We start from the raw sequence: 22,248 nt of genomic DNA on the forward strand, positions 1-22,248 counted from the left end.
ACGCCTGTGGTGGAGTATCCGGGGACAGGCACCCGGTTGGTCTTGATCCACATCAAGTTTGACAATTCATCCGGACTTGAATTGACAAAACTCAAAGACATCCTGGACGGTGGCCTACGCTGACAGAGGGGCGAGGTCGGGGCAGGCGATATCCGCCACCGCCAGTCCGCCGAGCTGGCCCAGGCGCGCCAGTGAGGGAATGTGGATCCGCCGCCGTTCGACCCGGATCAGTCCGCGCCGCGCCAATGCGTGCAGCTCGCGGGAGAAAGTTTCCGGCGACAGGTTCACGCTGGAGGCGACCAGAATCTTGGACGCCGGTAGTTCCAGTTGCGCGCTGTCCGGCTCCGTGGCGCTGGGACAGGCCTCGCGTAGCAATAAGGCGGCAACTCGCTCCGCGGCCGTATGCAGACAACAGGCCTCGAGATCGACCAGCAGCCGCTGCGCACGCCCAGCCACCAGCCGGAGCATCAGCTCGGCGACCTCGGGCCAGAGCGGGATGGCAGCGCGCACCTGACGCACCTCGACAAAGAGCAGCCGGGCATCGCTGAGCGCCTCGGCATGCAGAGCACAGGGTTGCCCAAGAAAGGCCGCCGCTTCGCCGAAGGTGCGCGGGGGCCGCAGGATTTCGAGCACCCGCTCACCACCATTGGCCGAGAGCAGTGACAGTTTCACCCGGCCGCATTCCAGGATATTAAAGCCATCCAGGTGCTCGCCGCGACTACATAGCACCTGGCCGCGCCGCGCCTGGCGCGGATGACAGCCGGCGGCGAGAAAGTGCAAGGCCGCGCGCGGTGCGCGCGCGAAAACCGGGATGGTCTCCAGCAAAGACAGACTGGTGATCGCGCGAGTGTCTGGATGCATGACCTTGGCAAGGCTCCCGCTGTGATAAGCAGCGCGCCCCTTTCCGATCAGGTTCCGATCAGTTCAGGGCCGCTTCCGCATCGGTTTTCCTGGCGTCTGGCGCGGCTGGACAGCCAGACACACAGGCCATCATGCCGCCAAGGCCAGCTTTAGATCCTCGCGCGGATCACCATTGGTCAGGCGCAGATCATAGGCCGCTTGCAAGCGGGCAAAGACATTCGGCGTGATGAAAGCCGGTGGCTGCGGGCCGAGGTTGATGCCCTTCACCCCCAGATGCAGCAGCGTCAGCAGCACCGCCACCGCCTTTTGCTCGAACCAACTGATCACCAAGGTCAGCGGCAGGTCGTTCACCGAGCACTCCAGCGCCTCGGCCAGTGCTACCGCGACCATGATGGCGCCATAGGCATCGTTGCACTGTCCCATGTCGAGCAGGCGCGGCAGGCCGAGATGCTCGCCATAGACATGATCGCGAATGCGATATTTGCCGCAGCCCAGGGTGAGAATGAAGGAATCATCCGGCGTGGCGGCGGCATAGTCGGTGAAATAATTACGCCCCTTCTCGGCGCCATCACAGCCGCCGATCACAAAGAAATGGCTGATCTTGCCGGCCTTGATGGCCTCCAGAATGGCCCCCGCCTGATCGAGAATCACTTGGCGATGGAAGCCGACCGGTTGCTCGGCACCCAGGCGCTCCTCGCATGGCGGGCAGGCGCGCGCGGCGGCAATGACCTGGCTGAAATCGCCGTTGGTAATGTGCTGCCCGGCCGGCACGGCGACGGCATTGGTGGTGAACAATCGGTCGCGATAGCTGTCGGGCGGAATAAGCACGCAATTGGTGGTGCCGACAATGGGACCCGGAAAGGCGGCAAACTCTCTCTTCTGATCCTGCCAGGCACCGCCATAATGGCCGGCGAGATTGGGATGCTCCTGGAATTTGCTGTACATGTGCGCCGGCATCATCTCGCCATGGGTGTAAACCTTGATGTCGGTGCCTTTGACCTGTTCGAGCAGTTGCCACAGATCGAGCAAATCATGGCCGGTGACCAGAATGCCGGGGCCGGCCTGGGTGCCTTCGCGCAGCGGCGTCGGGCGCGGCGCGCCGAAGGTGGCGATATGGCCTTCGTCGAGCATCTGCATGACCCGCAGATTCTTCTCGCCGCACTCCAGGCAGTAGTTCAGCAGGGTGTCCTCATCGAAGTTCACATTGGTCATGGTGGCGAACAACGCCTCTTCGATAAAGGCCGAGACGGCTTCATCCGACTGGCCCAACCGGCGGGCGTGATGGGCATACGCGGCCATGCCCTTGAGGCCAAAGATCAGCAGCTCCTGCAAGGACTGGATATCCTCATTCTTGCCGCAGACGCCGGGGCTGTTGACGCAGGCGCTGTTGCGAAAGGTTTGCTCGCATTGGTTGCAGAACATGGGGCAGACTCCCGTGGTGGTTTGATGGTGGTGTATTGGGGACAGGCCGGATGGATCGCGCTGCGCCGGTCGTTAGGCGCGCGATCAGTACGGGAGGGAGTCTGCGGCCCGACCCTGGCTTTAGCCTTGACTTGAGTCAAGCGGTGAAGGAGGTTAAATCATGAAAGTCGTGCTATTTGGTAATGCCGGCTCAGGTAAGAGTACCTTGTCCAAAAAGCTGCTGGCCCGCGAGCCAGCAGCTTGCCTTTCGTTAGATGCAGTGGCCTTTGAGGGCGGTCCGACACGGCGTCCTCTTGAGGACAGCATCGCGGCGGTGCAGGGCTTTATCGCCGAGCATGACAGCTGGATCATCGAAGGCTGCTATGCGGATATCCTCGAGCCAATCCTGGCGGACTGCGAGGATCTACTTTTTCTCAACCCCGGCATCGAAGCCTGTGTCGCGCATTGTAGGATGCGTCCCTGGGAGCCTGAGAAATACCCCTCTCCAACAGCGCAGAACGAAAACCTGGCGAACCTCATCGATTGGGTGCGTTCTTATGAGACACGAGAGGACGAGTACGGACTTCACCGGCATCGACAGCTCTACCACGCCTTCCGCGGGAACAAACGCGAGTACCAGGATCCAAGCGAATACGGCTTTGGTTGAGCTGTCGCGAGGCTTCATTGCCGCCTGGACCTATGGTCTGCCGCGAATCGGTGATGCGACGGTGGCCGAGTTTCTCGATGCACTGTATCGAGGACTCTTCGGTCCCTATTGGTTGCCCGAGAGCCGCAGGGTCGAGTTGGGTTATCAGGGGGTTGCGTTTGCGCTGGAGCGCCGCGCCGGGCTTTTCCCTCGAAGCCCATTGGACTGGGCAACGCTGCGTTGAGTGGAGACAGTCATGAAGCTGGACACTAGAGAGCGGGCGGTGTCGCCGTGTTTTGTCTTGATGCCCGGATCGGCGCCGCTTGCCAGCAATGCGCTGACGGTGTCCTGCTTGCCGACCAAAGCGGCGAACATCAGCGCTGTCCAGCCATTGTGCGCCTGGGCGTTGATTTCGGTGCCCTGTTCCAGCAAAACTCTGAGTAGCCTGGGGTCACCTTTTTCCGCTGCATGTGAAGGGCGTAGCGCCTGTCGCGATCGATCTGGTTCAGGCGGGCGCGATTAGCTGCATCAGCACTCCCACCACCAGGCGTTGAGCATCGTTACCACGGCCGCGCAGGAGACCGTCGCCGCCGCAGATCATCTGTTCTCCGATGCCAAAATTCATGATCAGTGCTTCAGTCAGCGCGCTGGTGCGTCGATCAAGATGACATTCGGGAGCATATCCAACAACGCGCAACTCGCGGCCCTTGCAACGCTAGCAATCTCCGTTCAGCCCCACCGCTGCATGTTGACGGCGCATCTCGCCCTCGCTAGACATGATGTTTTGACCTGCCCATCCTCAACGCATGTAGGTTATGTTGAGGATGGAGAACCACCGACACAGAGCCACCTTGAGGAGAGCAGGTCATGAAGCAGTTTAACCCAGCAACCGATCGCATCGAGAGCGCATCGTCCCTATCCGCCTTGCTGCACGGGAGTAACCAGCCGGAACACAAGCACGGCGCCTATATTGGCCTGGATGTGCACAAAGACACCATCGCCGTGGCGGTGGCTGAGCCGGGACGTCAGGAGCCGATTTATCGTGGCGAGATTGCTAACAAGCCCAAGAAGATCGAGCAACTCATCGCCCGTCTGAGCGAAGCCTATGATGGAGCGGTGCTGTTGTTCTGCTACGAAGCCGGTCCCTGCGGGTATGGACTCTATCGCCAGCTTCTCGCCAGCGGCCATGATTGCCAAGTCGTTGCCCCATCGCTGATTCCCAAGAAAGCCGCCGAGCGCATCAAGACCGACCGGCGCGATGCGCTGAAGCTCGCGCGACTGCTGCGCAGCGGCGATCTCACCGCGGTTTGGGTTCCCGACCAAGAGCAGGAGCGCATGCGCGATCTCAGCCGCGCGCGCGATGATATTAAAGCCCAGGAACGCAAAGCCCGTCAGCAGCTCAACGCCTTTTTGCTGCGTCACGGTCACCACTGGCCCACCGGCAAGACGCGCTGGGGTGCGGCGCATGAGAACTGGCTGGCCGGACTGAAAATGGCCGATCCTTGGCAGCAGGTGGTGCTACAGAACTACATCGACGCTGAGCGGGCCGCCGGTGAGCGCGTCGCTCAGCTCACCGATCAGCTCATGCGCGCATTGCCGGAGTGGTCACTTGCCCCCGTGGTTGACTCCCTGGTGGCGCTGCGCGGTATCGACAAGCTCGCCGCGATCGTGCTGCTCGCTGAACTGGGCGATATCAGTCGTTTCGACTCCCCGCGCCAACTGATGGCCTTCCTCGGACTGGTCCCCAGCGAGCACTCCAGTGGCGGACGGCGGCGCCAAGGGGCGATTACGCTCACCGGCAACAGCCACGCCCGGCGCATGTTGATCGAATCGGCCTGGAGCTATCGCTTCCCGGCACGCCAGACCAAGCATCTCCGAGGCAAGGCCGTGAACGCCTCAGCCGGGGCCAGACGCATCGCCTGGAAGGCGCAGGTGCGCCTGTGCGGGCGCTACCGCACGCTCACCGGTGCCGGCAAAAACACCAAGCTGGTGTGCGTGGCCATTGCCCGGGAGCTGGCCGGTTTTCTCTGGGACATCGTGCGCCAGGAGATGCCTCAAGTGAACGCCCAAGCGGTCTGATCAGTGGCCGCATGTTGAGCCAATGCTGACAACCCGCTGACGCAACCCCAATCGATTCAACCATGGAGAACCCAACAGACACCTTGATTCAGGGCATCCGCGGCCGGTGTGGAGAACCCTTGTTTGGGCTATACCGGTGGTGCGCGGGAGAATCCCATCATGGGCATCCCACGTGCCGATCCCTGCTCTTAGAGAAAGGCCAGCTCCGCGACGCAGTGAAGTCCGGTGGTACCCAATCCACGTATATCAGCATGATCCACCGTCGCAGTCTGCCGCTGGGTGCCCTGAGCCAAGGTGTTTGCCATCACCGGCCCGAGAACAACGTTTTCGAAAAAAGACAAAGAAGAAGAGGTGGTTAAACAATAGTTACTACCAAACATTGACAGGTCAAAACATATCAGCCCATATTTAACATTTCCACGCCGAAAATCGGCGTAAGTCATTGAAGTTTTCTCTGGAGAGAAAATAATATCCCGCCGGATCAGTGACTTGAAACTGGCGACCCAAATGTAGTGCCATAATATTACGGAGCCCCATTGACGCGCGCGCCCGCGCAGCGGAGCATGCGTGCATGTACATTCGCCGCACCACCATCAAGAGCCGACGCACTGGTCAGCCGTACTTCACCTATCGGCTGGTGGAGTCGGTGCGCGAAGCCGGGCGGGTGCGCCAGCGCACGGTGCTGAATCTCGGCCGTCACTTCGAGGTCCCGCGCGGGCAATGGCCGGCCTTGGCACGGCGCATTGAGGCCTTGGTGGGCGGGCAGTCGGAGCTGTTCATTGACCTCGATGCCCGTTGGGAGCCGCTGGCGCAACAGTTGGCGGCGCAGGTGATTCGCGCCCGCGCGGGGGAGGATCCCTCCGAGGGGAGCGCGCCCAACTTCCAACGGGTCGATGTCGAGACAGTCGATGTGGTGCGCCCGCGCAGTGTCGCGGTCGAGCATGTCGCCTTGGCCGCCTGGGGGCAGATGGGCTTGGATGAAAAACTCACGGCTTTGGGCTTCAGCGGCCCGCAACGCGCGGCGGCCATCGGCAATGTGATCGGTCGCATGGTGGTGCCGGGTAGCGAGTTGGCGACCCATCAGTGGTTGCAACAGCGCAGCGCCCTGGGCGAGTTGATCGACGTTGATTTCGCCGACCTGGATCTGATGGCGCTCTACCGCATCACCGATCGGCTGCTCGCCCACAAACCGGCATTGGAGTCCTTCCTGTATGCCCGCGAGCGCGATCTGTTCGAACTTGATGAAGTGATTACGCTCTACGACCTGACCAATACCTATTTCGAGGGCAGCGCCAAGCATAACGCCAACGCCGCCTTTGGCCGTTCGAAAGAAAAGCGCAGCGACTGCCCGCTGGTCACCCTGGCGCTGACGCTCGATGCCAGTGGCTTTCCCAAACGCAGCGAGGTGTTCGCTGGGAACGCCGTGGAAGCCGAGACGCTGGCAAAAATGCTGCGTGCCTTGACGCCCGAGCAACAACGCACCCCACCGACGGTGGTGCTCGATGCCGGCATTGCCACCGAGGAGAACATCGCCTGGCTGGTGGCGCAGGGCTACCGCTATGTCGTGGTCAGCCGAAAGCGACATCTGCAGTTCGATCCCGAGGCGGCCTGTTTGATCAAAGAAGACGGCCCACTGACCATCCGCGCCCAGCGGGTAGTCAAGAAAGAAACCAACGAAGTCGAGCTGTATTGTCACTCCAGCCAACGTGAGCTCAAAGATCGCGGCATTGCCGATCGCTTCGCGCAACGCTTCGAGCAGGCCCTGCAGCAACTCGCCGATGGGTTGCACAAGCCAGGCACCGTCAAGCGCTTTGAGAAAGTCATCGAGCGCATCGGGCGGCTGAAGCAGAAATATCCGCGTGCCGCGCGCTACTACGAGATCAGCGTCGACCCCGATGAGAAAGGGAAAAAGGCCAAGGCCATCCGATGGTCGCGGATCACCCCGGTCGATGACACCTTGCCCGGTGTCTATTGCCTACGCACGAATCAAACCGAATGGGATGAAGCGCGCCTATGGCACACCTTTGTCATGCTCACCGATCTGGAAGCGGTGTTTCGCTCCCTGAAGTCGGAACTCGGCCTGCGCCCAGTCTATCACCATAAAACCGACCGGGTTAGCGCGCACCTGTTCATCTCGGTACTAGCCTACCATCTGGTTCATACCCTGCGCTTGCAGCTGAAAGCCGCTGGCATTCATCTGAGCTGGGAGGGCATCCGCCGTGAGCTCGATGGGCAAGATCGCGTCACGGTTGAGCTCAAGCGCGACGATGGGCGCACCCTGCATATTCGCAAAGCCACAAGGGCGGAGCCGCGCCAGCAAGCCATTTACGATGCCTTGGGCGTGAGTGATCGCCCGGGTGGACAACAGCTGACTTTGATCTGAATGAGCAGCACCGGCGGCAAAATCGCAAATGTAGTGCCGTAACGGATATCTGTGTACACTTATCCTGCTGAAAATCAAGATAATTCTGTGACCAGTTGTTAAATATGGGTTAGTATCTACTGGGCCAGTACCCTGTTAAATCTGCTCGGCTTGCGCTGGTCGGCGCGTGTCAGCGCCATCGGTGCCTTCAGCGGCGTGTTGATTCCCGGCGCGGTGCTGCTGGCGCTGGCCGCGCTCTCGCTCTGGCAGGGACGGCCCAGCCATCTGGACCTCAATCCCGCCACCCTGATCCCGGACTTGACGCATCTGGGCACCTTGACCTTCGGCGTCAGCGTGTTGCTTGCCTTTGCCGGCATGGAGATGTCGGCTGCGCATGCGCGCGAGGTACGCCATCCGGCGCGCACCTATCCCCTGGCCATCGGCATTGCCGCCGGGGTGATTTTGGTCATCTTCGTGCTGGGCTCGCTGGCCATCGCCGTGGCCCTGCCGGCGGGTGCCTTCGACCTGCAAACCGGGGTCACCCAGGCCATCGCCGCCATGCTCAGGCCCTTTGGACTCGAGCCGCTGACGCGCCTGGTCGCTCTGCTCATGGCGCTTGGCGTGATTGGTAGCGTCAACTCCTGGATTGTCGGTCCGAGCAAAGGGCTGTTGGTCGCCGGCGAGCGCGGCGAGCTCCCAACAGCGCTGTTGCCATGCAACCGCCACGGGGTGCCGGTGAGAATCCTGCTGCTGCAGGGGCTGATCGTGTCCTTGTTGTGCCTGAGCTTCAGCCTGCAGCCGAGCGTTGCGTCCGCTTACTTCATGCTGAGCGATCTGACCATTCAGCTCTACCTGGTCATGTATCTGCTGTTGTTTCTCGCGGCGCTGAAACTGCGCCGCGACCGCCCCGAGGTGCCGCAGCCGTTTCGGGTCCCGGCGCTCTGGCTGATCTGCGGGCTTGGCATCATCGGTGCCCTGGTCGCGATCGGCGTCGGCTTCTTTCCACCGGCACAGTTTGGCGCCCTGCAGATCGATCCAGCCATGTTCGTGGGTTTTTTGCTCGTGGGTATGCTGAGTGTCATGATCTTTCCGGTAATTCTGCACGGGCTGATGCGGCGGGCGGTCAGGACTCTCTGATCAGCCTATGCTGGTGTGCCCAAGGCCTACCGGCTTTGCATCCAGACCGGAGTTTCACCACTTCATGAACGGCGGTGGGCTGAACGGATGCCGCAGAAACCAGTCCTTGGCGCCCGCTAGCAAAAAGCGATGAAAGCCAGCATTGGGGATCTCCGCCTTCAACTGCTTCACAAAACCGGACGGCAGGCCGCCGCGAAACAGGCCGAGGGAGAAATCGACCAGGTCCGCCTTGCGGAACAGCTCAACCAGAGGGAACCGTGGGTCGCGATAGGGTCGCAGCTTGTGATGCATGGCGATCATCAGGCCGATCTCCTCTGACCAGTCGGACAAATCGTTCTCGGCCAGCCATTGCCGCGCACGCTCCACCGAAGGCGGCAGATAATCCACCGTCTGATCGGACCACAGGCCCAGGTCATGGAAAGCGGCGGCGATTGCCAGCTTGCGAAGATCATCATCCGAGCAAGGCCGAGGGGATTGATTGACGAGTGCCAGGCAGCAATTGAACATCCGGTAGACATGCCCGCGGTAGCCAACGTAGGTCGCGCCGATGGCTCCTTGCCAGGGGGTGAGAATCTGCTCAATGAGCGGATATTGTTTGACAATCTCCATGGCACCTCCAGCTGGATGGAAGACACAATTGACCGGTTAGACAACCCTCACCCAACAACCCTGTCTGCCACCTTGGTCCCCGACAAGCGCGCATCCTAACCCATCGCGAGCGTTCGTTCGGCGTCCATCGGACAAGCCATGTCGCTTTTGCCGTTCCAATCAACAGCGGCCATCGCCCCGCCGCACGACGCCAACCTCCAGTGCCCAAACCCAGCGTAGATGACAGCCCCAGCCCGTCCGGCCATCACCTCCATCCCCTTGTCCGCCGATCCTGAACGGATTCGCTTCTTCGGCACCCTCATGCCGGCAATTCTGTTGCTCAAAGCCTCGCCTTGGCGCTTTGTGGCCGATCAAATCGCCAGCCGCCGGACGCCATCGCTGTCGGTCACCGACTTTATTGCCAGTGGTTGCGATGATGCGGGACAGGTCGAGGATCTCTGGGTGTTCGCGCATCGTTGGGCCTCGGTACAGTTCGATCCCTTGGCCTTTGCCCGCGCCAAGGTCTTTCTCAATCAGCTGACCCGCCTGGTCGCGCGTGCCGGTTATCAGGCCGAGCCGCTCAATGCCCTCTCGCCGGACATCAATCTGCCCAGCCTCGCCATGCAGGCTGGTCTGGGCGACTCGAGTCCCTACGGGCTGTTGGTTCATCCCGCCTTCGGCCCGCGCCTGATCCTGACCGCGCTGCGCACCGACTATCCGCTGAGCCTGCGGCCGCGCTGGTCGGGTAGAGGCTGCACCGACTGCGCGCTGTGCGTGCGGGACTGCCCGCAGGATCCAACGACCCAAGGGGTGATTGATCTTGGCCAGTGCCAGCGCTGCACCCGCTGTTTGACCGTCTGTCCAGTCGGCTGGGAGAGCGCGCAAGCGGCGCGCGACGTGCGATCTCGGCTTGGCTGAGCGGGCATCGGCGCTTTCAGATGACCGATGCGCCCCAGGCAGACTGCACTGAACGGATGCGCCGATGAATCCATGCAACTTGGACCGCCAGGGTGTCCTGGTCACCCGACCGGCGCACCAGGCCGAGCACCTGTGCCGGCTGATCGAAACCGCCGGTGGGCGGCCCCTGAGCTTTCCAACCCTGGTCATCGAGCCAACGCAGAACCCAGCCGCCCGCGCACTGTTGGCCGAGCACTGGGATCTGGTCTATTTCGTCAGTCCCAATGCGGTCAGTTTCGCCCATGGGCTGGTCGATGAGCGTCAACCTTGGCTGCGCGCCGAGCGGGTCGCGGCCGTCGGCGGCGGCACGGCGCGCGCGCTCCAAGCTGCCGGTCGACCGGCTGACCTGGTGCCGAACGGTCGGTTCGAGAGCGAGGAAGTGCTGGCACTGCCCGAGTTCAGCCACCTGGACGGGCACCGGGTCTTGATCGTGAGAGGGGAGGGCGGTCGCGGGCTAATGGCCGAGAGCCTCCGCGAGCGGGGTGCGCGCGTGAGCATCGCGGAGGTGTATCGTCGCACCTGCCCCCAGGTTGATCCGCGGCCGCTGCTGGCACGGTGGTCTACCGACGTTGACTGGGTCACGGTGACCAGTGAGCAAATCCTGCGCAACCTATTGGCCATCCTGGGGCCGGCGGGGCGCGAGCCGCTGTTGGTCACCCCGCTGGTCGTCATCGCCGCGCGCACTGCCGAAGCCGCGCGCACGCTCGGATTTCGGGATGTCGCGCTCGCTGAGCGTGCCTCCGATGAAGCAATCCTTGCGGCCTTGTGTGGTCGGGCGATACCTGGTTAGAGAGAGCTCAGGCGGTTAAAGACGACGATAGCCTCATTGGTCCGTCAGCGCCGCCTCCATGTCCGCCTCGCCTACCGGCAAGGTCAGAACCGCATGCAGCGGGAAGCGCTCCGCCAGCAAGGGAACATACCCGGCCTGATCCTTGGTGACCAGCACAATCACCCGCGCGTCTGGCGCCTGCTTGCGCAATGTGGCGAGTAAGACATCCAGATTGCAGACATTGGCACCGGCGTAGTTGTTGCCGAAGCCATAAAAGAATTCCGCCACCACCCAGTCGGGTGTGGTCTTCTTCAGCGTCTGCAGCGCTTTGCGCTGAGAGCTGAGCTTCACCTGTTCGATGCCAAGGCGCTGGTAGAGACTCTCCAGTCGCGGATGGCCGGGGGATTCGATAATGGAAAACAGGGTGGGCATGATGACGGCGTGAGTGAGGCTCAGAGGTTGTCGAGGGAATCCTGCGACCACAACGGGGTGATCAGGCCCGTCTCGCGGTAGCGCCGGTAATGATCGAGAATCCGCGCATGATCGAACGCGAGGGGTTCGGGCAGTGCCTCCGGTGCGAAGACCGCCAAGTGACGGGCATCATCCTGCGCACGGGGCTCTCCGGTGGCCTCCGCCACATAGACCGCGCTGACCGTATGGCCTCGCGGGTCGCGCGCCGGATCGGAGTAAAGACCCAGGAGTGCGCGCAACTTCACCCGCAAGGCCGTTTCCTCCCGCGCCTCGCGCATGGCGGCGGCTTCGACGCGCTCCCCGATGTCGATAAAGCCGCCGGGAATGGCCCAACCCAGGGGCGGATAGCGCCGTTCGATGAGCACGATGGGCCGGCCGGGCCGGTCGGTGAGCTCGATGATGATGTCCGCGGCCAGCAGCGGTGTTTCGGGTTTCGTCATCGCGCACCTTCTTGCTCATTGCCGAAAACGCCCTATGTCTGCACACAGAAGCCAATCTGTCAAAGCCGAGGCCGCCCGGCATGCCCGCACATCAATCCAGTTTACAAGCCTGCCGCGACGCCTGGCAGTATCGCGGCCAGCAACGCCCGCCCTTCGCGCAGGTTCCCGAACCCGGCCAGGAGTCCGTCTGGGATTACCCCCGTCCGCCAATCTACCGCCCTGATGACCGGCTCATTACCGTCCATGCCGGTGAGAGCCGCATCGCCAACACCGAATCTGCCATCCGCGCCCTGGAAACCGGCAGCCCGCCGAGTGTCTATTTGCCGCCCGAGGCCGTCGATCAGTCACTGCTGGAACCCTCGCAGCGCCGCACCCTATGCGAATGGAAAGGGCAGGCGGAGTATTTTCACGTCAAAGGCCCGCAGGGACTCATTCGCGATGCCCTGTGGCGCTATCCCCAAGCGTGGGATGAAGCGGCCGTGATCGCCGGCTATTTCTCCTGCTACCCCGTGCGGCTTGATTGCTTCGTCGGCGGCGAACGGGTGCGCCCCCAGGCCGGCGGCTATTATGGCGGCTGGATCACCGATGATGTGGTGGGTCCGTTCAAGGGCGAGCCGGGCACCGGGCATTGGTAAGACGGCTGACTGACCGCCAGGATGGAGAAGCATGCCTCTCCGGCTCGCTTCACACGCCTTGGCCAGAACAAAGCATGCAGGTTTTCGGCATCGATTTCACCAGTCGCCCGCGGCGGGGCAAGCCCATCACCTGTCTGCCATGTCGGCTGCAAGGCGAGCGGCTCGTCGCCGGCTCTCTCGCATGCTGGAGCGATTTCGCCTCCTTTGAATCCTTCCTGACGCAGCCCGGCCCCTGGATCGCCGGCCTGGATTTTCCCTTCGGTCAGTCGCGCACCTTTCTCACCAACATCGGCTGGCCCATGACCTGGTCCGGCTACGTGCGTCACGCCGAAACCCTGGGACGCACGGGCTTTCGCCAGGCGCTCGACGCCTACCGCGCCCAACGGCCCGCTGGGGACAAGGAACATCGTCGCGCCACCGATCAGGCCGCCGGGGCCATCAGCCCGCAGAAGCTCCATGGTACCCCGGTCGGACTGATGTTCTTCGAGGGTGCGCCCCGGTTGCTGCGCGCCGGCGTGACGATCCCCGGCATCCATGCCGGCGACCCCGGGCGCCTGTGCGTCGAAGCCTATCCCGGCTTGCTCGCGCGCGCATTGATCGGACGCCGATCCTACAAGCAGGATGATCCCAAGAAACAGAGCCCCGCGCGGGAACAAGCGCGCCGCGAACTGCTGACGGCGATCCTGGACGGCGCCACCCGCGCGGCCTATGGTCTGACGATTGAAGCCCCAGCCAGCCTGGCCGATGATCCCAGCGGCGATAGCCTGGATGCCTTGCTCTCCGCCATCCAGGCCGCCTGGGCCTGGAGGCAGTGGGCGGATGATCTTGGTCAGCCCGCCGCGCCAGAAGCCACGAGGTCCTGGTCCATGTCCACAATCGACCCGCTCGAAGGCTGGATCGCTGATCCGCACCTGGTGCATGGACCACCAAGCCCAAAATCTGCCGCGACTTGACCAGAGGGTCCTTGGGGATCAGGCTTCCCAAGATGTCCGCCCAATCACCAATACTCCCGTCAGATCCGCTGGATCGCATCCAGGGCGCCTTGCTCGGTGTGGCCCTAGCCGACGCCTGGGGCGCGCCCCACGAAGGCGGACCACTCGAAGGACTGCTGTGGCGCGTCATCGGCACCCGTCAGGGCCGACGACAGATCGATCTCGCCCGAGGCGCTGAGCCCCTAAGCCCCTGACCCAATTCGAGCAGCCGCCACCCAACCAGCTCGATGTCACGCCTGATCCTGCATGTCGACCTCGATGCCTTCTTCGCGGCCATCGAGCAGCGCGACCACCCCGAGTGGCGCGGTCGTCCGCTGGTGGTCGGCGCCCAGCCCGGCGGTCGCGGCGTGGTCGCGACCTGCTCCTACGAAGCGCGCCGCTTCGGCGTGCATTCCACGATGCCGATCACCCAGGCCGCGCGCCGCTTGCCGCCGGATGCCGTCTATGTCCGCCCGCGCATGGCGCAGTATGCCCAGGTCTCTGAGCAGATCATGGTGGTGCTTGCGACCATCTCACCGCAGATTGAACGGGTCTCGATCGACGAAGCCTATCTCGACGTCTCCGGGCTGACCGCCCTGGTCGGACCACCCCGGGTCATCGGCGAACAGGTCAAGGCCGGCATCCGCCAAGCCGTCGGGTTGACCGCCTCGGTCGGCATCGGCCCCAACCGGCTCATCGCCAAGCTGGCCTCCGACTATCACAAACCGGATGGTTTGACGGTGGTGCTAGAGGAGCAAGTAGCGGACTTTCTGGCTCCCATGCCCTTCAACGTCCTGCGCGGCCTGGGCGTGAAAACAGCCCCGCGCCTGGCCCGGCTTGGGGTCAAAACCGTCGGTGATGTGCGCGAGCTGTCGCTCGAGACCCTGCGCCAGCACTGCGGCGCGCGGGCGGGTACCCAGTTCTATTACCAGGCGCGCGGCATCGCCGATGACCAGCTCTACCCGGAGCGGGAGCGCTTGTCGATCTCCAAGGAAACAACCTTCCCCGAGGATGTCACGGACCCGAGGCAACTCGCGGAGACCCTCCACTGGGCTGCGCGCGAAGTCGCCTGGACCGCGCGGCAAGCCGGGCACAGCGGGCGGGTTGTGACCCTGAAGATCCGTTTCTATCCCTTCGAGACCCATACCCGCTCGCGCTCGCTGAAGCTGCCGACGGCGGATGAGCAGGAAATCTATCAGATCGCCTGGTCACTGCTAGCGGCTGAAGCCGTCTGGATCGGCCGGCCCGTGCGACTCATCGGCCTGGGACTTTCCGGCTGGTCGCCACCCAGCACGCGCAAGCAGCTTGATTTGTTCGATACCCTCGAGATTGGCGAGAAGCCAGCGGACAATCCCTTGACAGAGACACTGGACGCCATCCGCCATCGCTTTGGTGCCGAGGCCATTCAACGTGGGCTGAACACCCCTCACCACAGTGACTGACGCTTTTTCAGGAGCCCCGAACCGATGCACATCTGGGTCGACGCCGATGCCTGCCCCCATGTCATTAAGGACATCTTGTTCCGCGCCGCCGAGCGCTGCCAGATTCCGCTGACCCTGGTGGCGAATCAGCCATTGCCAACGCCGCCATCGCGTTTCATCAAGAGCCTGCAAGTCCGATCAGGCTTCGATGTGGCCGACCAGGCGATTCTGGATAAGATCCAAACGGGCGATCTGGTCATCACCAGCGATATCCCGCTGGCCGCCGACGTCATTGCCCGGGGCGGTCAGGCGCTGAGTCATCGCGGTGAGTTGTTTACCAGTGAGAACGTCCGTGCGCGACTGAATGTTCGTGATTTCATGGAGACGCTGAGAGCTAGCGGGATCAATACAGGGGGACCACCGGCCTTGAGCCAGAGCGACCGCAAAGCCTTTGCCGGATACCTCGACAAATTGCTGGCGAGTGCCCGTCGGGGCGATAGTGACACAAGCCGATCAGGGTAACGAGTTGCCGGTCCCAGCCTCGGAACGGTCTGGGCACGAGGAGTCGAACGCATCTGAGTCGGCTCGCCAGTGCGGCCCCCATCACGTCACATAAGCGCTGGCCCGAGGGGCTGAGCTCACGTCATCTAACCATCGGCCTGGCGAACCCGAGAACTTTGAGTTGGAGCGCAAGGTTACTTGCCGTGTTGAACCGTCTGCCGTGGACAGGGGAACGCGATACTCCGCACTGGTGAACAAGCCGCCCTGGAGTGGTGAACTGTCTTACCAGAACTAGGGAACTGCGTTCCCTCCGAGGTAGGGAACCAAAGTCCCTAGGGTAGGGAACTGGGTTTCCTACTGGGTAGGGAACCAAATTCCCTAGGGTAGGGAACCAGATTCCCCACACTGGTGACCCAGGTTCCCTAGACTGGGGAACAGAGAACCCTAGTCTTGTCGGCAAAGACCGGGAGAGCTCAAGGCCGTTCCCTACTGCGCTAAGTGATGCGTTCGCAATGCGCGCACGCTCTCGCCCGGGTGAATGGCAGCCAGCAAATAACCGAACCCCTGATCAATAAGGCAATCCGTCCCGAATTCCGACATCGGCAAGGTCCGCGCTTTACGTGGAAGCCAGTGTGGTTCAGCTAGGGAACTCCGTCCCTGGGGAACGCCGTTCCCTAGTCTCCTCACGCGCCTATCAGCTAGCAAGCAAGCAAGCAATAAAAAATTCACAGAGAATTTTAAATGCTGCTTGCTGATCGCTGACGCGCGCGAGGCGCTCGTCGAGTCCGGCCCGCGCATCGACCGACGTCGAGCTGACACGGGCCGGACCGCGACGGGACGCGCTGGCCCGAAGCCCCGGAGCGAACCGAATGCGGTCGTGCTGAGCGCCGTCTCGAATCCAGACCACCGCCAGCCTCCAGGCGGAGACGACGCCAGCCTGGACCGCCGGGCAACCTCACCGACGATCCCCTCCCCCGCTTCCCTGGACAAGGCAAGCAAGAATGCTCGGCGATTTCCCTAGGACTCGGTGTCGCTGATTCGCGCCTAATCGCGCAGGCTATCCGGCATTCATCCCACTCGCCGGAGACCCGCCCGCATGCATCCCCTTGCGCTCCCCCATGGCGTCGACGACCCGCCCTCGCTGCTGCTGTGGCGGCTCGATGAACTCATCCCGCTGGTGCTCATGCTGGTCGTCGGCATGCTCAGCGACCGGCTGCTGATCTTCCTCGCCCTGGGACTGGGTCTGTCGCGGCTCTACGGGCGCTTTCGCGACAGCCGCCCGGATGGCTTCGCGCTGCACTGGGGCTACTGGCACGGGCTGGTTCCGCTCAAGGCCCGGCGCTGCCCCAATCCCTTCACGCGCCGCTTTCAGCCTTGAGGTCGCCCATGGATTTTCATACCCTGACGCGCACCTGGCGCGGCCTGAACGCCGAGAACCGCTTCCACCGCCTGGTCCTGGCGGTGCTCCTGCTCACCAACCTGCTGACCCTGCTCGCCCTGGTCCGCGCCGATCGCACCGTGGTGCTGGTGCCGCCGATTCTGGAAGGCGAGGTCAATATCGCTCGCGACAGCGCCAGCCGCTCGGTCAAGGAAGCCTGGGCGGTGCATGTGGCCGGCCTGCTTGGCAATGTCAGTGCCGGTTCGGCGGACTTCATTCGCGAGGCGCTCGAACCCCTGCTGGCACCCCGCCTGCGCCGGGAGATTCTCACCGTCATTGCCGACCAGGTCGCCGCCATCAAGCGCGAGCGGGTGGCCATGCATTTTTCCCCGGACGCGCTGCGCTATGACCCACCCAGCGACACCTTCTTCGTCACCGGCCAGCAGGTCAGTGCTGGTCCCGGTGCCGAGCCGATCCGGAACCAACGCACCTACGAAATCCAGGTCGGCTTCCAGCATTACCGCCCAGTCATTCGCCACCTGGATGTCTACCCCGGCGGTCCGCGCACGACCGAGCAACCTTGAGGAATTCTCAAATGCCTATCCCATCCCGCCGTCTTGCCCTCGCTGTTCAATCCGTCTTGCTCGGATCGGGCCTCGCCCTGATGAGCCTCGGCTGTGAGGCCGAGAGTCCGTTTCTGCGAGCCAGCGCCGAGACCAGCCCGGAGTCTGGTGCAAAAGACGTCCAACTGGCCTTGCGACCGCGCACCGTGACGGTCGACCTCGGCAGCAATGTCATCCTGGAACTAGCGATTGATCATCTCAACCGCATCGTCACGCCGTTCCGGTCGCCCTCGGTGCGCACGGTCGCGAGTCTGTCGACCGAGGTCGATGGGAACGTCCTCTATGTCGCCACCGCCGATGAAACCCCGGCGACTTTGTACATCACCGATGGCGATGATGCCCAGGCCACGGTCGCGCTGACGCTCGCGCCGCGGCGAGTGCCTCCACGGGAGATTCGTCTGGTCGTGCCGGGACTGGACAGCCGCCGTCAGGCCGCCAGCTCGTCGCCGGCAGCAGCGGAATCGCCATCGACACTGGCGGACCTCCCGCCGGTGGCCACCTGGCGCCAGCCGCAGCACTACATCGATGAGCTGACCCAGGGGTTTCGCGCCCTGGCCTTGGGTGAGGTGCCGGATGGTTACCGGAAAGCGCGCTCCGGTTTCGGGGTGGCCATCCGATGCGGTGGCGGTTTCCAGCTGAACCAAGTCAAGGCATTCGACGGCGATTCACTGCGCTTCCTGACCTCCAGGGTGCGGGCCAAGGGTGACCAACCCGTCGTACTCGATGAGAGCCAATGCCAAGCCTCGGGGAAGGGCACCATTGCCGCCGCCGCCCTCTGGCCCAGCGGTCCGCTGCATCCTGGCGCGGAAGCCACCCTGATGGTCGCGATCGATCCGTCGCGCGAGCCGGTCGGGCGAACGGGTCTACCAGGAGGAGCCCACTAATGGTGGAATTCACGGAACACTGGGAACGCCTGTCCCCGCGCCTGCGTCAGTGGATTACCCTGGGAACCGGTGGCGTGATCGTCGGCTCGCTCGCCCTGTTGATTGCCACCGCCCCACAGGATGACCGCGGCAGCGAGGCGCAGCGCCGGCGCCTTGTGAACAATCTGCTCACCGATGTCGATCCCCGCGACCTTGGTATTGATGGCCTGGGCCGACGCTTGCAAACCCTGGAAGGCGACGTGCGCAAGATCGCCCACAACCTGGAACAGCTTGGCCTGGATGCCGTCGACAACGCGGGCAATCGCGCGACCCTGATGCAGACACTGCGCCGGGAACGCCAGGCGGAGCTGGATGGCTTGAAACGCGAACTGGCGGGCGTGCGGGAGGAACTGAAAAGCCAGCGTTCACTTCCCCCTGGACAGGGAGCCGACGTCTGGGTACCACCATCGCCGCCGGATGTTACCGAGACTCTCGCTGATTCTGAGCCAGAGATTCGCCAACCCGAGCCGCCACCACTCGCTCAGCTGTTCGATGCGCCACGCGCCACTGTCTCCGAGCCAGCCGGCAGCGCCAAACCGGCTGGTCCCGCCCTCAGCATCCGTCACGTCCAGGACGATGCGGCCAAAGCCGCCGGCAAGGATAAGAACCCCGAGGACGCCATCCCGGAAGTCCGCATCCCTGCCGGCAGCATCCTGCAAGGCGTGCTGCTCTCTGGCATGGATGCCCCGACCGGTCGCGCTGCGCGCCAGGATCCCTATCCAGCGCTATTGCGGCTGAAAGACAACGCCATCCTGCCCAATCGTTTCCGCGCCGATATCCGCGAGTGCTTTCTGCTGGTCGGCGGCTACGGGGATCTGGGCTCTGAACGGGTCTATCTGCGCGCCGAGTCCATCAACTGCGTGCGTCGCGATGGGCGAACCATCGAGGTCGCCATCGATGGCTATGCCGTCGGCGAGGACGGCAAGGTCGGTGTGCGCGGGCGACTGGTGAATAAGCAAGGGCAGGTCATCGGACGGGCCATGCAGGTGAGTTTCCTGCAGGGCTTCAGTCAGCTGTTCGGCACAGTTCCAGTCGCCTCGGTTGCGACTGGAGGAACCACCATGCCCTACCAGCAAGTCTTCTCCGGACAAGCCCTGCAAGGCGCGGCCATCGCCGGTACCGGCAAGGCGCTGGATCGCCTCGCCGAGTATTACCTGGATCTGGCCGAGACCATCTTCCCCGTGCTTGAAGTCGATGCCGGGCGTGGGGTGGAGGTCATCCTCAATCGTGGCGTGGGGCTGAAGCTTGATTCGCTTGATCAAAAATAACCCGCACTCGACAGGGATCGTCTGTGCGATCAGCCGATTTCTGGAACCGAAGACAACAGCAACAGTCCCGGTTCCGGCCTGCCGCGGGCTTCGCCGGTCCCATTCAATCACGCTATTCAATCGGTATCACAATGGGGGGAGCATTCGTTATGGGGCTGATGGTGTTGAACGCGTCGGACACTTTTCCGTTGGCCATGTCGAGCCGCGAGATCGCGGAACTGACCGGGAAAACGCATGGCCATGTTCTTCGCGATATCCGAAAGATGTTGAAGAATCTTTATCGTCTGGACGATAAACCAAAACTGGATCAACTTCAAATACAGAGTGTTACGATTGAAAAGGATGATCGTGGCTACATTGCCCGGATCGACCTCGACAAGGATCACACCCTCACGTTGCTCACCGGTTACAACGATCAGGCGCGGTTGCGGGTCGTTCGGCGCTGGCAAGCATTGGAGAAGACCCAAGTCCGGCCTCTCTCTCCAGCCGAGTTGATGATCGCGCATGGGCAGGCGCTGCTCGCGGCCGAACGGGATCAAGCCGAACAAGCGGAGCGGATCGCGCGACTCGAACAGCGGGTCGATTTGATGGGTGGCGATACCGGGTATCGCACGATCACCGCCTACATGAAGCAAAACGGGATTCGGTTACCGATCTCCGAATCGCGCCAGAAAGGGATTGCCGCCGCCAAACTCGCGCGGGAGCGCGGTGAAAGAATCGGCAACATTCCAGATGAGCGCTTCGGTTCGGTGAACAGCTATCCGATCGACGTGTTGGATGAAGTGTTCTCTCTTGCGGGCTAACGCCAGCCTGTCAGAATTGTGACAGCGCCGCGCGCAAGCGGCGAGGAAATCGCTCGATCCTGAGTTCGCGCCAGCCGCCAGAGTGACCATCAACTCCGCTGGGTTGCGAATCGACAGTGCCGGAAACATGGCACTCTTTGGCTCCCAGCCGTGGGCCGCGCCGCTTCATCAAAACGTCACTTAGGTTTGGTTACTTGGAAGGATCGCCAAGGACACCCGGGTCGATTGGTCACTCACGCCGACCCCGCATGCGGGGGCGCTTGCGCGCTGATCTGTCGTCGGGCGCGCTTTGATCGAGAGGCGCGAAAGCTGTGCGCCAATTCGCGGCCAAGAAGGCTGTTCTTGCATGGATCTTGCAGGATCAAGACCATGGCTCGTCCCCTTTGGCATTACATGGTCTGGTATCGCTCGGCCGCCACGGTGCGGCCGGACAATCATTTCTTGCCGCTGCCGGTGACCTTCTACGCAGCGGCGCATTCCGCGCCCTTGCCATCTTGCCGGGAACAAGGGGCTTCGCTGGCGACCGCTCACGGGGTTGACCAAGAAAAATAGAACCCCGTGCGTGAAGTCTCGAGTGACGCCTGCCTTAGGTTCTTCGCGGACTTAGAGATGATCCAAAAATGAATCATCTTTAAGTTCAATCCTTTATCGAGAGCCGCAACGATAGGGGCTCTGCGCCCGACCTGATGTTTCAAACGTGCGTCACGCTTGTCGCGTGCGCCTTGTTAGAAGAATGGCGTTTCCTCCATCCCTTGGCGATGGCCACGGTGAAATCGTGGCCATCCTTGAGGACCTTCGTTGCAGACGACAGCTTTGTCCGTTCTCAGAACGGTGGGTATGCGTGTCGCCAATCGAGCCGTTGTCGCAAGGGGTCCGCTTGGAAAACGGCAACATGAGTCACGGCCTGCCGGGTGGCTGCAAATGGCTCAAGTGCATGCTCGCCGCCGCGCGACCAGACAATCACGTGTTTCCGCCGCCTGTGACCTTCTATCCGGCGTCGCGTTGCTCCCCTCTGCCAGCCTGATTGGCGCAACGAATCGGCGGTGTTAAACCATCGACGCCTTTCGACGGCGCGAACGACGGGCTTCCCGACTCCTTCGCCGGCCTGATCGAACCATGGCCAAGGGATTGGGTAGCCATCGACGACCCACTCACCGTCAGCCCGCAAGTGACATCGGATGAGCCGTGCCCAGGATTGAGACGACGAGTTGAAGGGGAACGGCGAAACCGTACCCCTTGGATTTCCAGCCCAAACTGTGCTCATCCTTTAGTCGCCCAGTCGGTCTTCCTTATTCTCATGCTCCAATCGCAAAGCGAACGCAAACATTACGTACTTCCCCCAATGGGGGAGGTACGTAATGTATTCTCTTGGCAACCTCGCACGAAAACAAAAGGCCGGGGTGGAAGATCCCTGGCCACAATCGAACGATCCCAGCGGGATGTCTTCGCGTTCATGGTGATGACCCAAAAATGGATTATTCTCTAATTCAGTGGCTTATCGATCAAGGTACCGAAAATGACCCTGAACCTGATCTGTAGCGGTTAGGGGGCGTCAAGCTTGACGAGTGCGCCTTGTCGGCTGATCCGCGTGCGGGATTTGTGATCCCGACGATGGAACCGTAAGCCGGACATGCCTGCGGCAGCATGGTCATCCGCGACTGGGACATTCGCTCGTTCTGGGGATCGCCAGCCGTGTCTGTCACACCCAGCAGATCTTTGGTCAGGGATCACCCGTCGCGCAATGGCCGATGTGAAGGGGTACGGCAAGACCTTGCCCCTGGATTCCGGGCATCACGTTGGGCCTTTGTGTCCGTTCGCCCAGGTTTGACTGATCAGCGGCTTTCTGGCTGCGCCTTCGACTTGCCCTGCGGCTGATGCTGACGAACCGGGTAATCTGCGACCGTGCCATTTGCCGTCCGTCGACATCCGCACATCAATGTGATCGAGGCACGGCTTGAGTAACCCCGCCAACCTGGACTGGGACGGCCAAGCCGTATCCCTGTTTTATGCGCAA

The 22,248-nt window shown here is 62.4% G+C and carries 24 protein-coding genes; 17 read left to right on the forward strand and 7 right to left on the reverse strand.

Annotated features, from left to right (window positions below; all coding sequences use genetic code 11):
- Positions 1–114: 114 nt before the first annotated feature.
- Both Thiosp_RS08275 and hcp read right to left on the reverse strand, forming a co-directional pair.
- Positions 115–861: a Crp/Fnr family transcriptional regulator gene (locus tag Thiosp_RS08275; RefSeq protein WP_201067313.1), complete on the reverse strand. Its 747-nt coding sequence runs from the start codon at positions 859–861 to the stop codon at positions 115–117.
- Between the two features lie 129 nt (positions 862–990).
- A complete protein-coding gene (gene hcp, locus Thiosp_RS08280; protein WP_201067315.1) occupies positions 991–2,283 on the reverse strand; it encodes a hydroxylamine reductase in 1,293 nt (430 codons plus the stop codon).
- Between the two features lie 160 nt (positions 2,284–2,443).
- Between hcp and Thiosp_RS08285 the strand changes: the two genes are divergently transcribed.
- Positions 2,444–2,929 (forward strand): P-loop NTPase family protein, encoded by a 486-nt coding sequence (locus Thiosp_RS08285; RefSeq protein ID WP_201067317.1) that lies wholly within the window; start codon positions 2,444–2,446, stop codon positions 2,927–2,929.
- A gap of 144 nt (positions 2,930–3,073) precedes the next feature.
- Here the strand turns inward: Thiosp_RS08285 and Thiosp_RS08290 are convergent, their stop codons facing one another.
- Complete coding sequence (locus Thiosp_RS08290; RefSeq protein ID WP_242518646.1) at positions 3,074–3,340, reverse strand: ankyrin repeat domain-containing protein; 267 nt, start codon at positions 3,338–3,340, stop codon at positions 3,074–3,076.
- A gap of 435 nt (positions 3,341–3,775) precedes the next feature.
- Here Thiosp_RS08290 and Thiosp_RS08295 point away from each other — a divergent pair, with 435 nt between their 5' ends.
- A complete protein-coding gene (locus Thiosp_RS08295; protein ID WP_323696718.1) occupies positions 3,776–4,987 on the forward strand; it encodes an IS110 family RNA-guided transposase in 1,212 nt (403 codons plus the stop codon).
- 188 nt (positions 4,988–5,175) lie between these two features.
- Here Thiosp_RS08295 and Thiosp_RS08300 read toward each other — a convergent pair whose 3' ends face one another.
- Positions 5,176–5,430, reverse strand: coding sequence for a hypothetical protein (locus tag Thiosp_RS08300; RefSeq protein ID WP_323696719.1), 255 nt, complete (start codon positions 5,428–5,430; stop codon positions 5,176–5,178).
- 128 nt (positions 5,431–5,558) lie between these two features.
- On the opposite strand from Thiosp_RS08300, the gene Thiosp_RS08305 reads away from it, so the two are divergent.
- Complete coding sequence (locus Thiosp_RS08305; protein ID WP_323696449.1) at positions 5,559–7,370, forward strand: IS1634 family transposase; 1,812 nt, start codon at positions 5,559–5,561, stop codon at positions 7,368–7,370.
- A gap of 150 nt (positions 7,371–7,520) precedes the next feature.
- Complete coding sequence (locus tag Thiosp_RS08310; protein WP_201067068.1) at positions 7,521–8,486, forward strand: APC family permease; 966 nt, start codon at positions 7,521–7,523, stop codon at positions 8,484–8,486.
- A 54-nt stretch (positions 8,487–8,540) separates the two neighbouring features.
- On the opposite strand, the gene Thiosp_RS08315 is transcribed toward Thiosp_RS08310, so the two are convergent.
- Positions 8,541–9,095: a hypothetical protein gene (locus Thiosp_RS08315; RefSeq protein ID WP_201067067.1), complete on the reverse strand. Its 555-nt coding sequence runs from the start codon at positions 9,093–9,095 to the stop codon at positions 8,541–8,543.
- A gap of 219 nt (positions 9,096–9,314) precedes the next feature.
- Between Thiosp_RS08315 and Thiosp_RS08320 the strand changes: the two genes are divergently transcribed.
- Positions 9,315–9,992, forward strand: coding sequence for a hypothetical protein (locus Thiosp_RS08320; RefSeq protein WP_201067066.1), 678 nt, complete (start codon positions 9,315–9,317; stop codon positions 9,990–9,992).
- 64 nt (positions 9,993–10,056) lie between these two features.
- Positions 10,057–10,821, forward strand: a complete 765-nt coding sequence (locus tag Thiosp_RS08325) for a uroporphyrinogen-III synthase (protein WP_201067065.1) — start codon at positions 10,057–10,059, stop codon at positions 10,819–10,821.
- A gap of 33 nt (positions 10,822–10,854) precedes the next feature.
- On the opposite strand, the gene Thiosp_RS08330 is transcribed toward Thiosp_RS08325, so the two are convergent.
- Both Thiosp_RS08330 and Thiosp_RS08335 read right to left on the reverse strand, forming a co-directional pair.
- Complete coding sequence (locus Thiosp_RS08330; protein ID WP_201067064.1) at positions 10,855–11,232, reverse strand: hypothetical protein; 378 nt, start codon at positions 11,230–11,232, stop codon at positions 10,855–10,857.
- Between the two features lie 20 nt (positions 11,233–11,252).
- Complete coding sequence (locus Thiosp_RS08335; RefSeq protein WP_201067063.1) at positions 11,253–11,711, reverse strand: NUDIX domain-containing protein; 459 nt, start codon at positions 11,709–11,711, stop codon at positions 11,253–11,255.
- An 80-nt stretch (positions 11,712–11,791) separates the two neighbouring features.
- Between Thiosp_RS08335 and Thiosp_RS08340 the strand changes: the two genes are divergently transcribed.
- From Thiosp_RS08340 to Thiosp_RS08390, 11 genes are all read left to right on the forward strand, one after another.
- Complete coding sequence (locus Thiosp_RS08340; protein WP_201067061.1) at positions 11,792–12,346, forward strand: DUF427 domain-containing protein; 555 nt, start codon at positions 11,792–11,794, stop codon at positions 12,344–12,346.
- Positions 12,347–12,420: 74 nt separating this feature from the next.
- The gene (locus Thiosp_RS08345) at positions 12,421–13,299 is read left to right on the forward strand and encodes a DUF429 domain-containing protein (protein WP_201067060.1); all 879 of its coding nucleotides are present in this window, start codon (positions 12,421–12,423) and stop codon (positions 13,297–13,299) included.
- A 32-nt stretch (positions 13,300–13,331) separates the two neighbouring features.
- Positions 13,332–13,532, forward strand: a complete 201-nt coding sequence (locus Thiosp_RS08350; protein WP_201067059.1) for a hypothetical protein — start codon at positions 13,332–13,334, stop codon at positions 13,530–13,532.
- A 33-nt stretch (positions 13,533–13,565) separates the two neighbouring features.
- Positions 13,566–14,759, forward strand: coding sequence for a DNA polymerase IV (dinB, locus tag Thiosp_RS08355; protein WP_201067058.1), 1,194 nt, complete (start codon positions 13,566–13,568; stop codon positions 14,757–14,759).
- Positions 14,760–14,783: 24 nt separating this feature from the next.
- Positions 14,784–15,260: a YaiI/YqxD family protein gene (locus tag Thiosp_RS08360; protein WP_323696979.1), complete on the forward strand. Its 477-nt coding sequence runs from the start codon at positions 14,784–14,786 to the stop codon at positions 15,258–15,260.
- 1,075 nt (positions 15,261–16,335) lie between these two features.
- The gene (gene traL, locus Thiosp_RS08365; RefSeq protein WP_201067373.1) at positions 16,336–16,617 is read left to right on the forward strand and encodes a type IV conjugative transfer system protein TraL; all 282 of its coding nucleotides are present in this window, start codon (positions 16,336–16,338) and stop codon (positions 16,615–16,617) included.
- Between the two features lie 8 nt (positions 16,618–16,625).
- Positions 16,626–17,201 carry a TraE/TraK family type IV conjugative transfer system protein gene (locus tag Thiosp_RS08370; RefSeq protein ID WP_201067371.1) on the forward strand — a complete coding sequence of 192 codons (576 nt, stop codon included), beginning with the start codon at positions 16,626–16,628 and terminating at the stop codon, positions 17,199–17,201.
- Positions 17,202–17,212: 11 nt separating this feature from the next.
- Positions 17,213–18,124, forward strand: a complete 912-nt coding sequence (locus tag Thiosp_RS08375) for a TraK domain-containing protein (RefSeq protein WP_201067369.1) — start codon at positions 17,213–17,215, stop codon at positions 18,122–18,124.
- Complete coding sequence (locus tag Thiosp_RS08380) at positions 18,124–19,431, forward strand: TraB/VirB10 family protein (RefSeq protein WP_201067367.1); 1,308 nt, start codon at positions 18,124–18,126, stop codon at positions 19,429–19,431. The genes Thiosp_RS08375 and Thiosp_RS08380 overlap by 1 nt, the downstream gene beginning before the upstream one ends.
- Before the next feature lie 149 nt (positions 19,432–19,580).
- The gene (locus tag Thiosp_RS08385; RefSeq protein WP_201067365.1) at positions 19,581–20,234 is read left to right on the forward strand and encodes a Rha family transcriptional regulator; all 654 of its coding nucleotides are present in this window, start codon (positions 19,581–19,583) and stop codon (positions 20,232–20,234) included.
- Positions 20,235–20,603: 369 nt separating this feature from the next.
- A complete protein-coding gene (locus Thiosp_RS08390) occupies positions 20,604–20,786 on the forward strand; it encodes a hypothetical protein (protein ID WP_323696980.1) in 183 nt (60 codons plus the stop codon).
- The last annotated feature ends 1,462 nt before the right edge of the window (positions 20,787–22,248 follow it).

This window comes from Thiorhodovibrio litoralis (assembly GCF_033954455.1).
In the GTDB taxonomy this organism is placed as follows: domain Bacteria; phylum Pseudomonadota; class Gammaproteobacteria; order Chromatiales; family Chromatiaceae; genus Thiorhodovibrio; species Thiorhodovibrio litoralis.

Excerpts from the sequence above, each read along its gene's own strand:
- Thiosp_RS08300 (WP_323696719.1), bottom strand. The coding sequence starts at position 5,430 with ATGACTTACGCCGATTTTCGGCGTGGAAATGTTAAATATGGGCTGATA.
- Thiosp_RS08320 (WP_201067066.1), top strand. The coding sequence starts at position 9,315 with ATGACAGCCCCAGCCCGTCCGGCCATCACCTCCATCCCCTTGTCCGCC.
- Thiosp_RS08325 (WP_201067065.1), top strand. The coding sequence starts at position 10,057 with ATGAATCCATGCAACTTGGACCGCCAGGGTGTCCTGGTCACCCGACCG.
- hcp (WP_201067315.1), bottom strand. The coding sequence starts at position 2,283 with ATGTTCTGCAACCAATGCGAGCAAACCTTTCGCAACAGCGCCTGCGTC.
- Thiosp_RS08350 (WP_201067059.1), top strand. The coding sequence starts at position 13,332 with ATGTCCGCCCAATCACCAATACTCCCGTCAGATCCGCTGGATCGCATC.
- Thiosp_RS08295 (WP_323696718.1), top strand. The coding sequence starts at position 3,776 with ATGAAGCAGTTTAACCCAGCAACCGATCGCATCGAGAGCGCATCGTCC.
- Thiosp_RS08380 (WP_201067367.1), top strand. The coding sequence starts at position 18,124 with ATGGTGGAATTCACGGAACACTGGGAACGCCTGTCCCCGCGCCTGCGT.
- Thiosp_RS08335 (WP_201067063.1), bottom strand. The coding sequence starts at position 11,711 with ATGACGAAACCCGAAACACCGCTGCTGGCCGCGGACATCATCATCGAG.
- Thiosp_RS08315 (WP_201067067.1), bottom strand. The coding sequence starts at position 9,095 with ATGGAGATTGTCAAACAATATCCGCTCATTGAGCAGATTCTCACCCCC.
- dinB (WP_201067058.1), top strand. The coding sequence starts at position 13,566 with ATGTCACGCCTGATCCTGCATGTCGACCTCGATGCCTTCTTCGCGGCC.
- Thiosp_RS08285 (WP_201067317.1), top strand. The coding sequence starts at position 2,444 with ATGAAAGTCGTGCTATTTGGTAATGCCGGCTCAGGTAAGAGTACCTTG.
- traL (WP_201067373.1), top strand. The coding sequence starts at position 16,336 with ATGCATCCCCTTGCGCTCCCCCATGGCGTCGACGACCCGCCCTCGCTG.
- Thiosp_RS08390 (WP_323696980.1), top strand. The coding sequence starts at position 20,604 with ATGGCTCGTCCCCTTTGGCATTACATGGTCTGGTATCGCTCGGCCGCC.
- Thiosp_RS08360 (WP_323696979.1), top strand. The coding sequence starts at position 14,784 with ATGCACATCTGGGTCGACGCCGATGCCTGCCCCCATGTCATTAAGGAC.
- Thiosp_RS08370 (WP_201067371.1), top strand. The coding sequence starts at position 16,626 with ATGGATTTTCATACCCTGACGCGCACCTGGCGCGGCCTGAACGCCGAG.
- Thiosp_RS08340 (WP_201067061.1), top strand. The coding sequence starts at position 11,792 with ATGCCCGCACATCAATCCAGTTTACAAGCCTGCCGCGACGCCTGGCAG.
- Thiosp_RS08385 (WP_201067365.1), top strand. The coding sequence starts at position 19,581 with ATGGGGCTGATGGTGTTGAACGCGTCGGACACTTTTCCGTTGGCCATG.
- Thiosp_RS08275 (WP_201067313.1), bottom strand. The coding sequence starts at position 861 with ATGCATCCAGACACTCGCGCGATCACCAGTCTGTCTTTGCTGGAGACC.
- Thiosp_RS08345 (WP_201067060.1), top strand. The coding sequence starts at position 12,421 with ATGCAGGTTTTCGGCATCGATTTCACCAGTCGCCCGCGGCGGGGCAAG.
- Thiosp_RS08375 (WP_201067369.1), top strand. The coding sequence starts at position 17,213 with ATGCCTATCCCATCCCGCCGTCTTGCCCTCGCTGTTCAATCCGTCTTG.
- Thiosp_RS08305 (WP_323696449.1), top strand. The coding sequence starts at position 5,559 with ATGTACATTCGCCGCACCACCATCAAGAGCCGACGCACTGGTCAGCCG.
- Thiosp_RS08330 (WP_201067064.1), bottom strand. The coding sequence starts at position 11,232 with ATGCCCACCCTGTTTTCCATTATCGAATCCCCCGGCCATCCGCGACTG.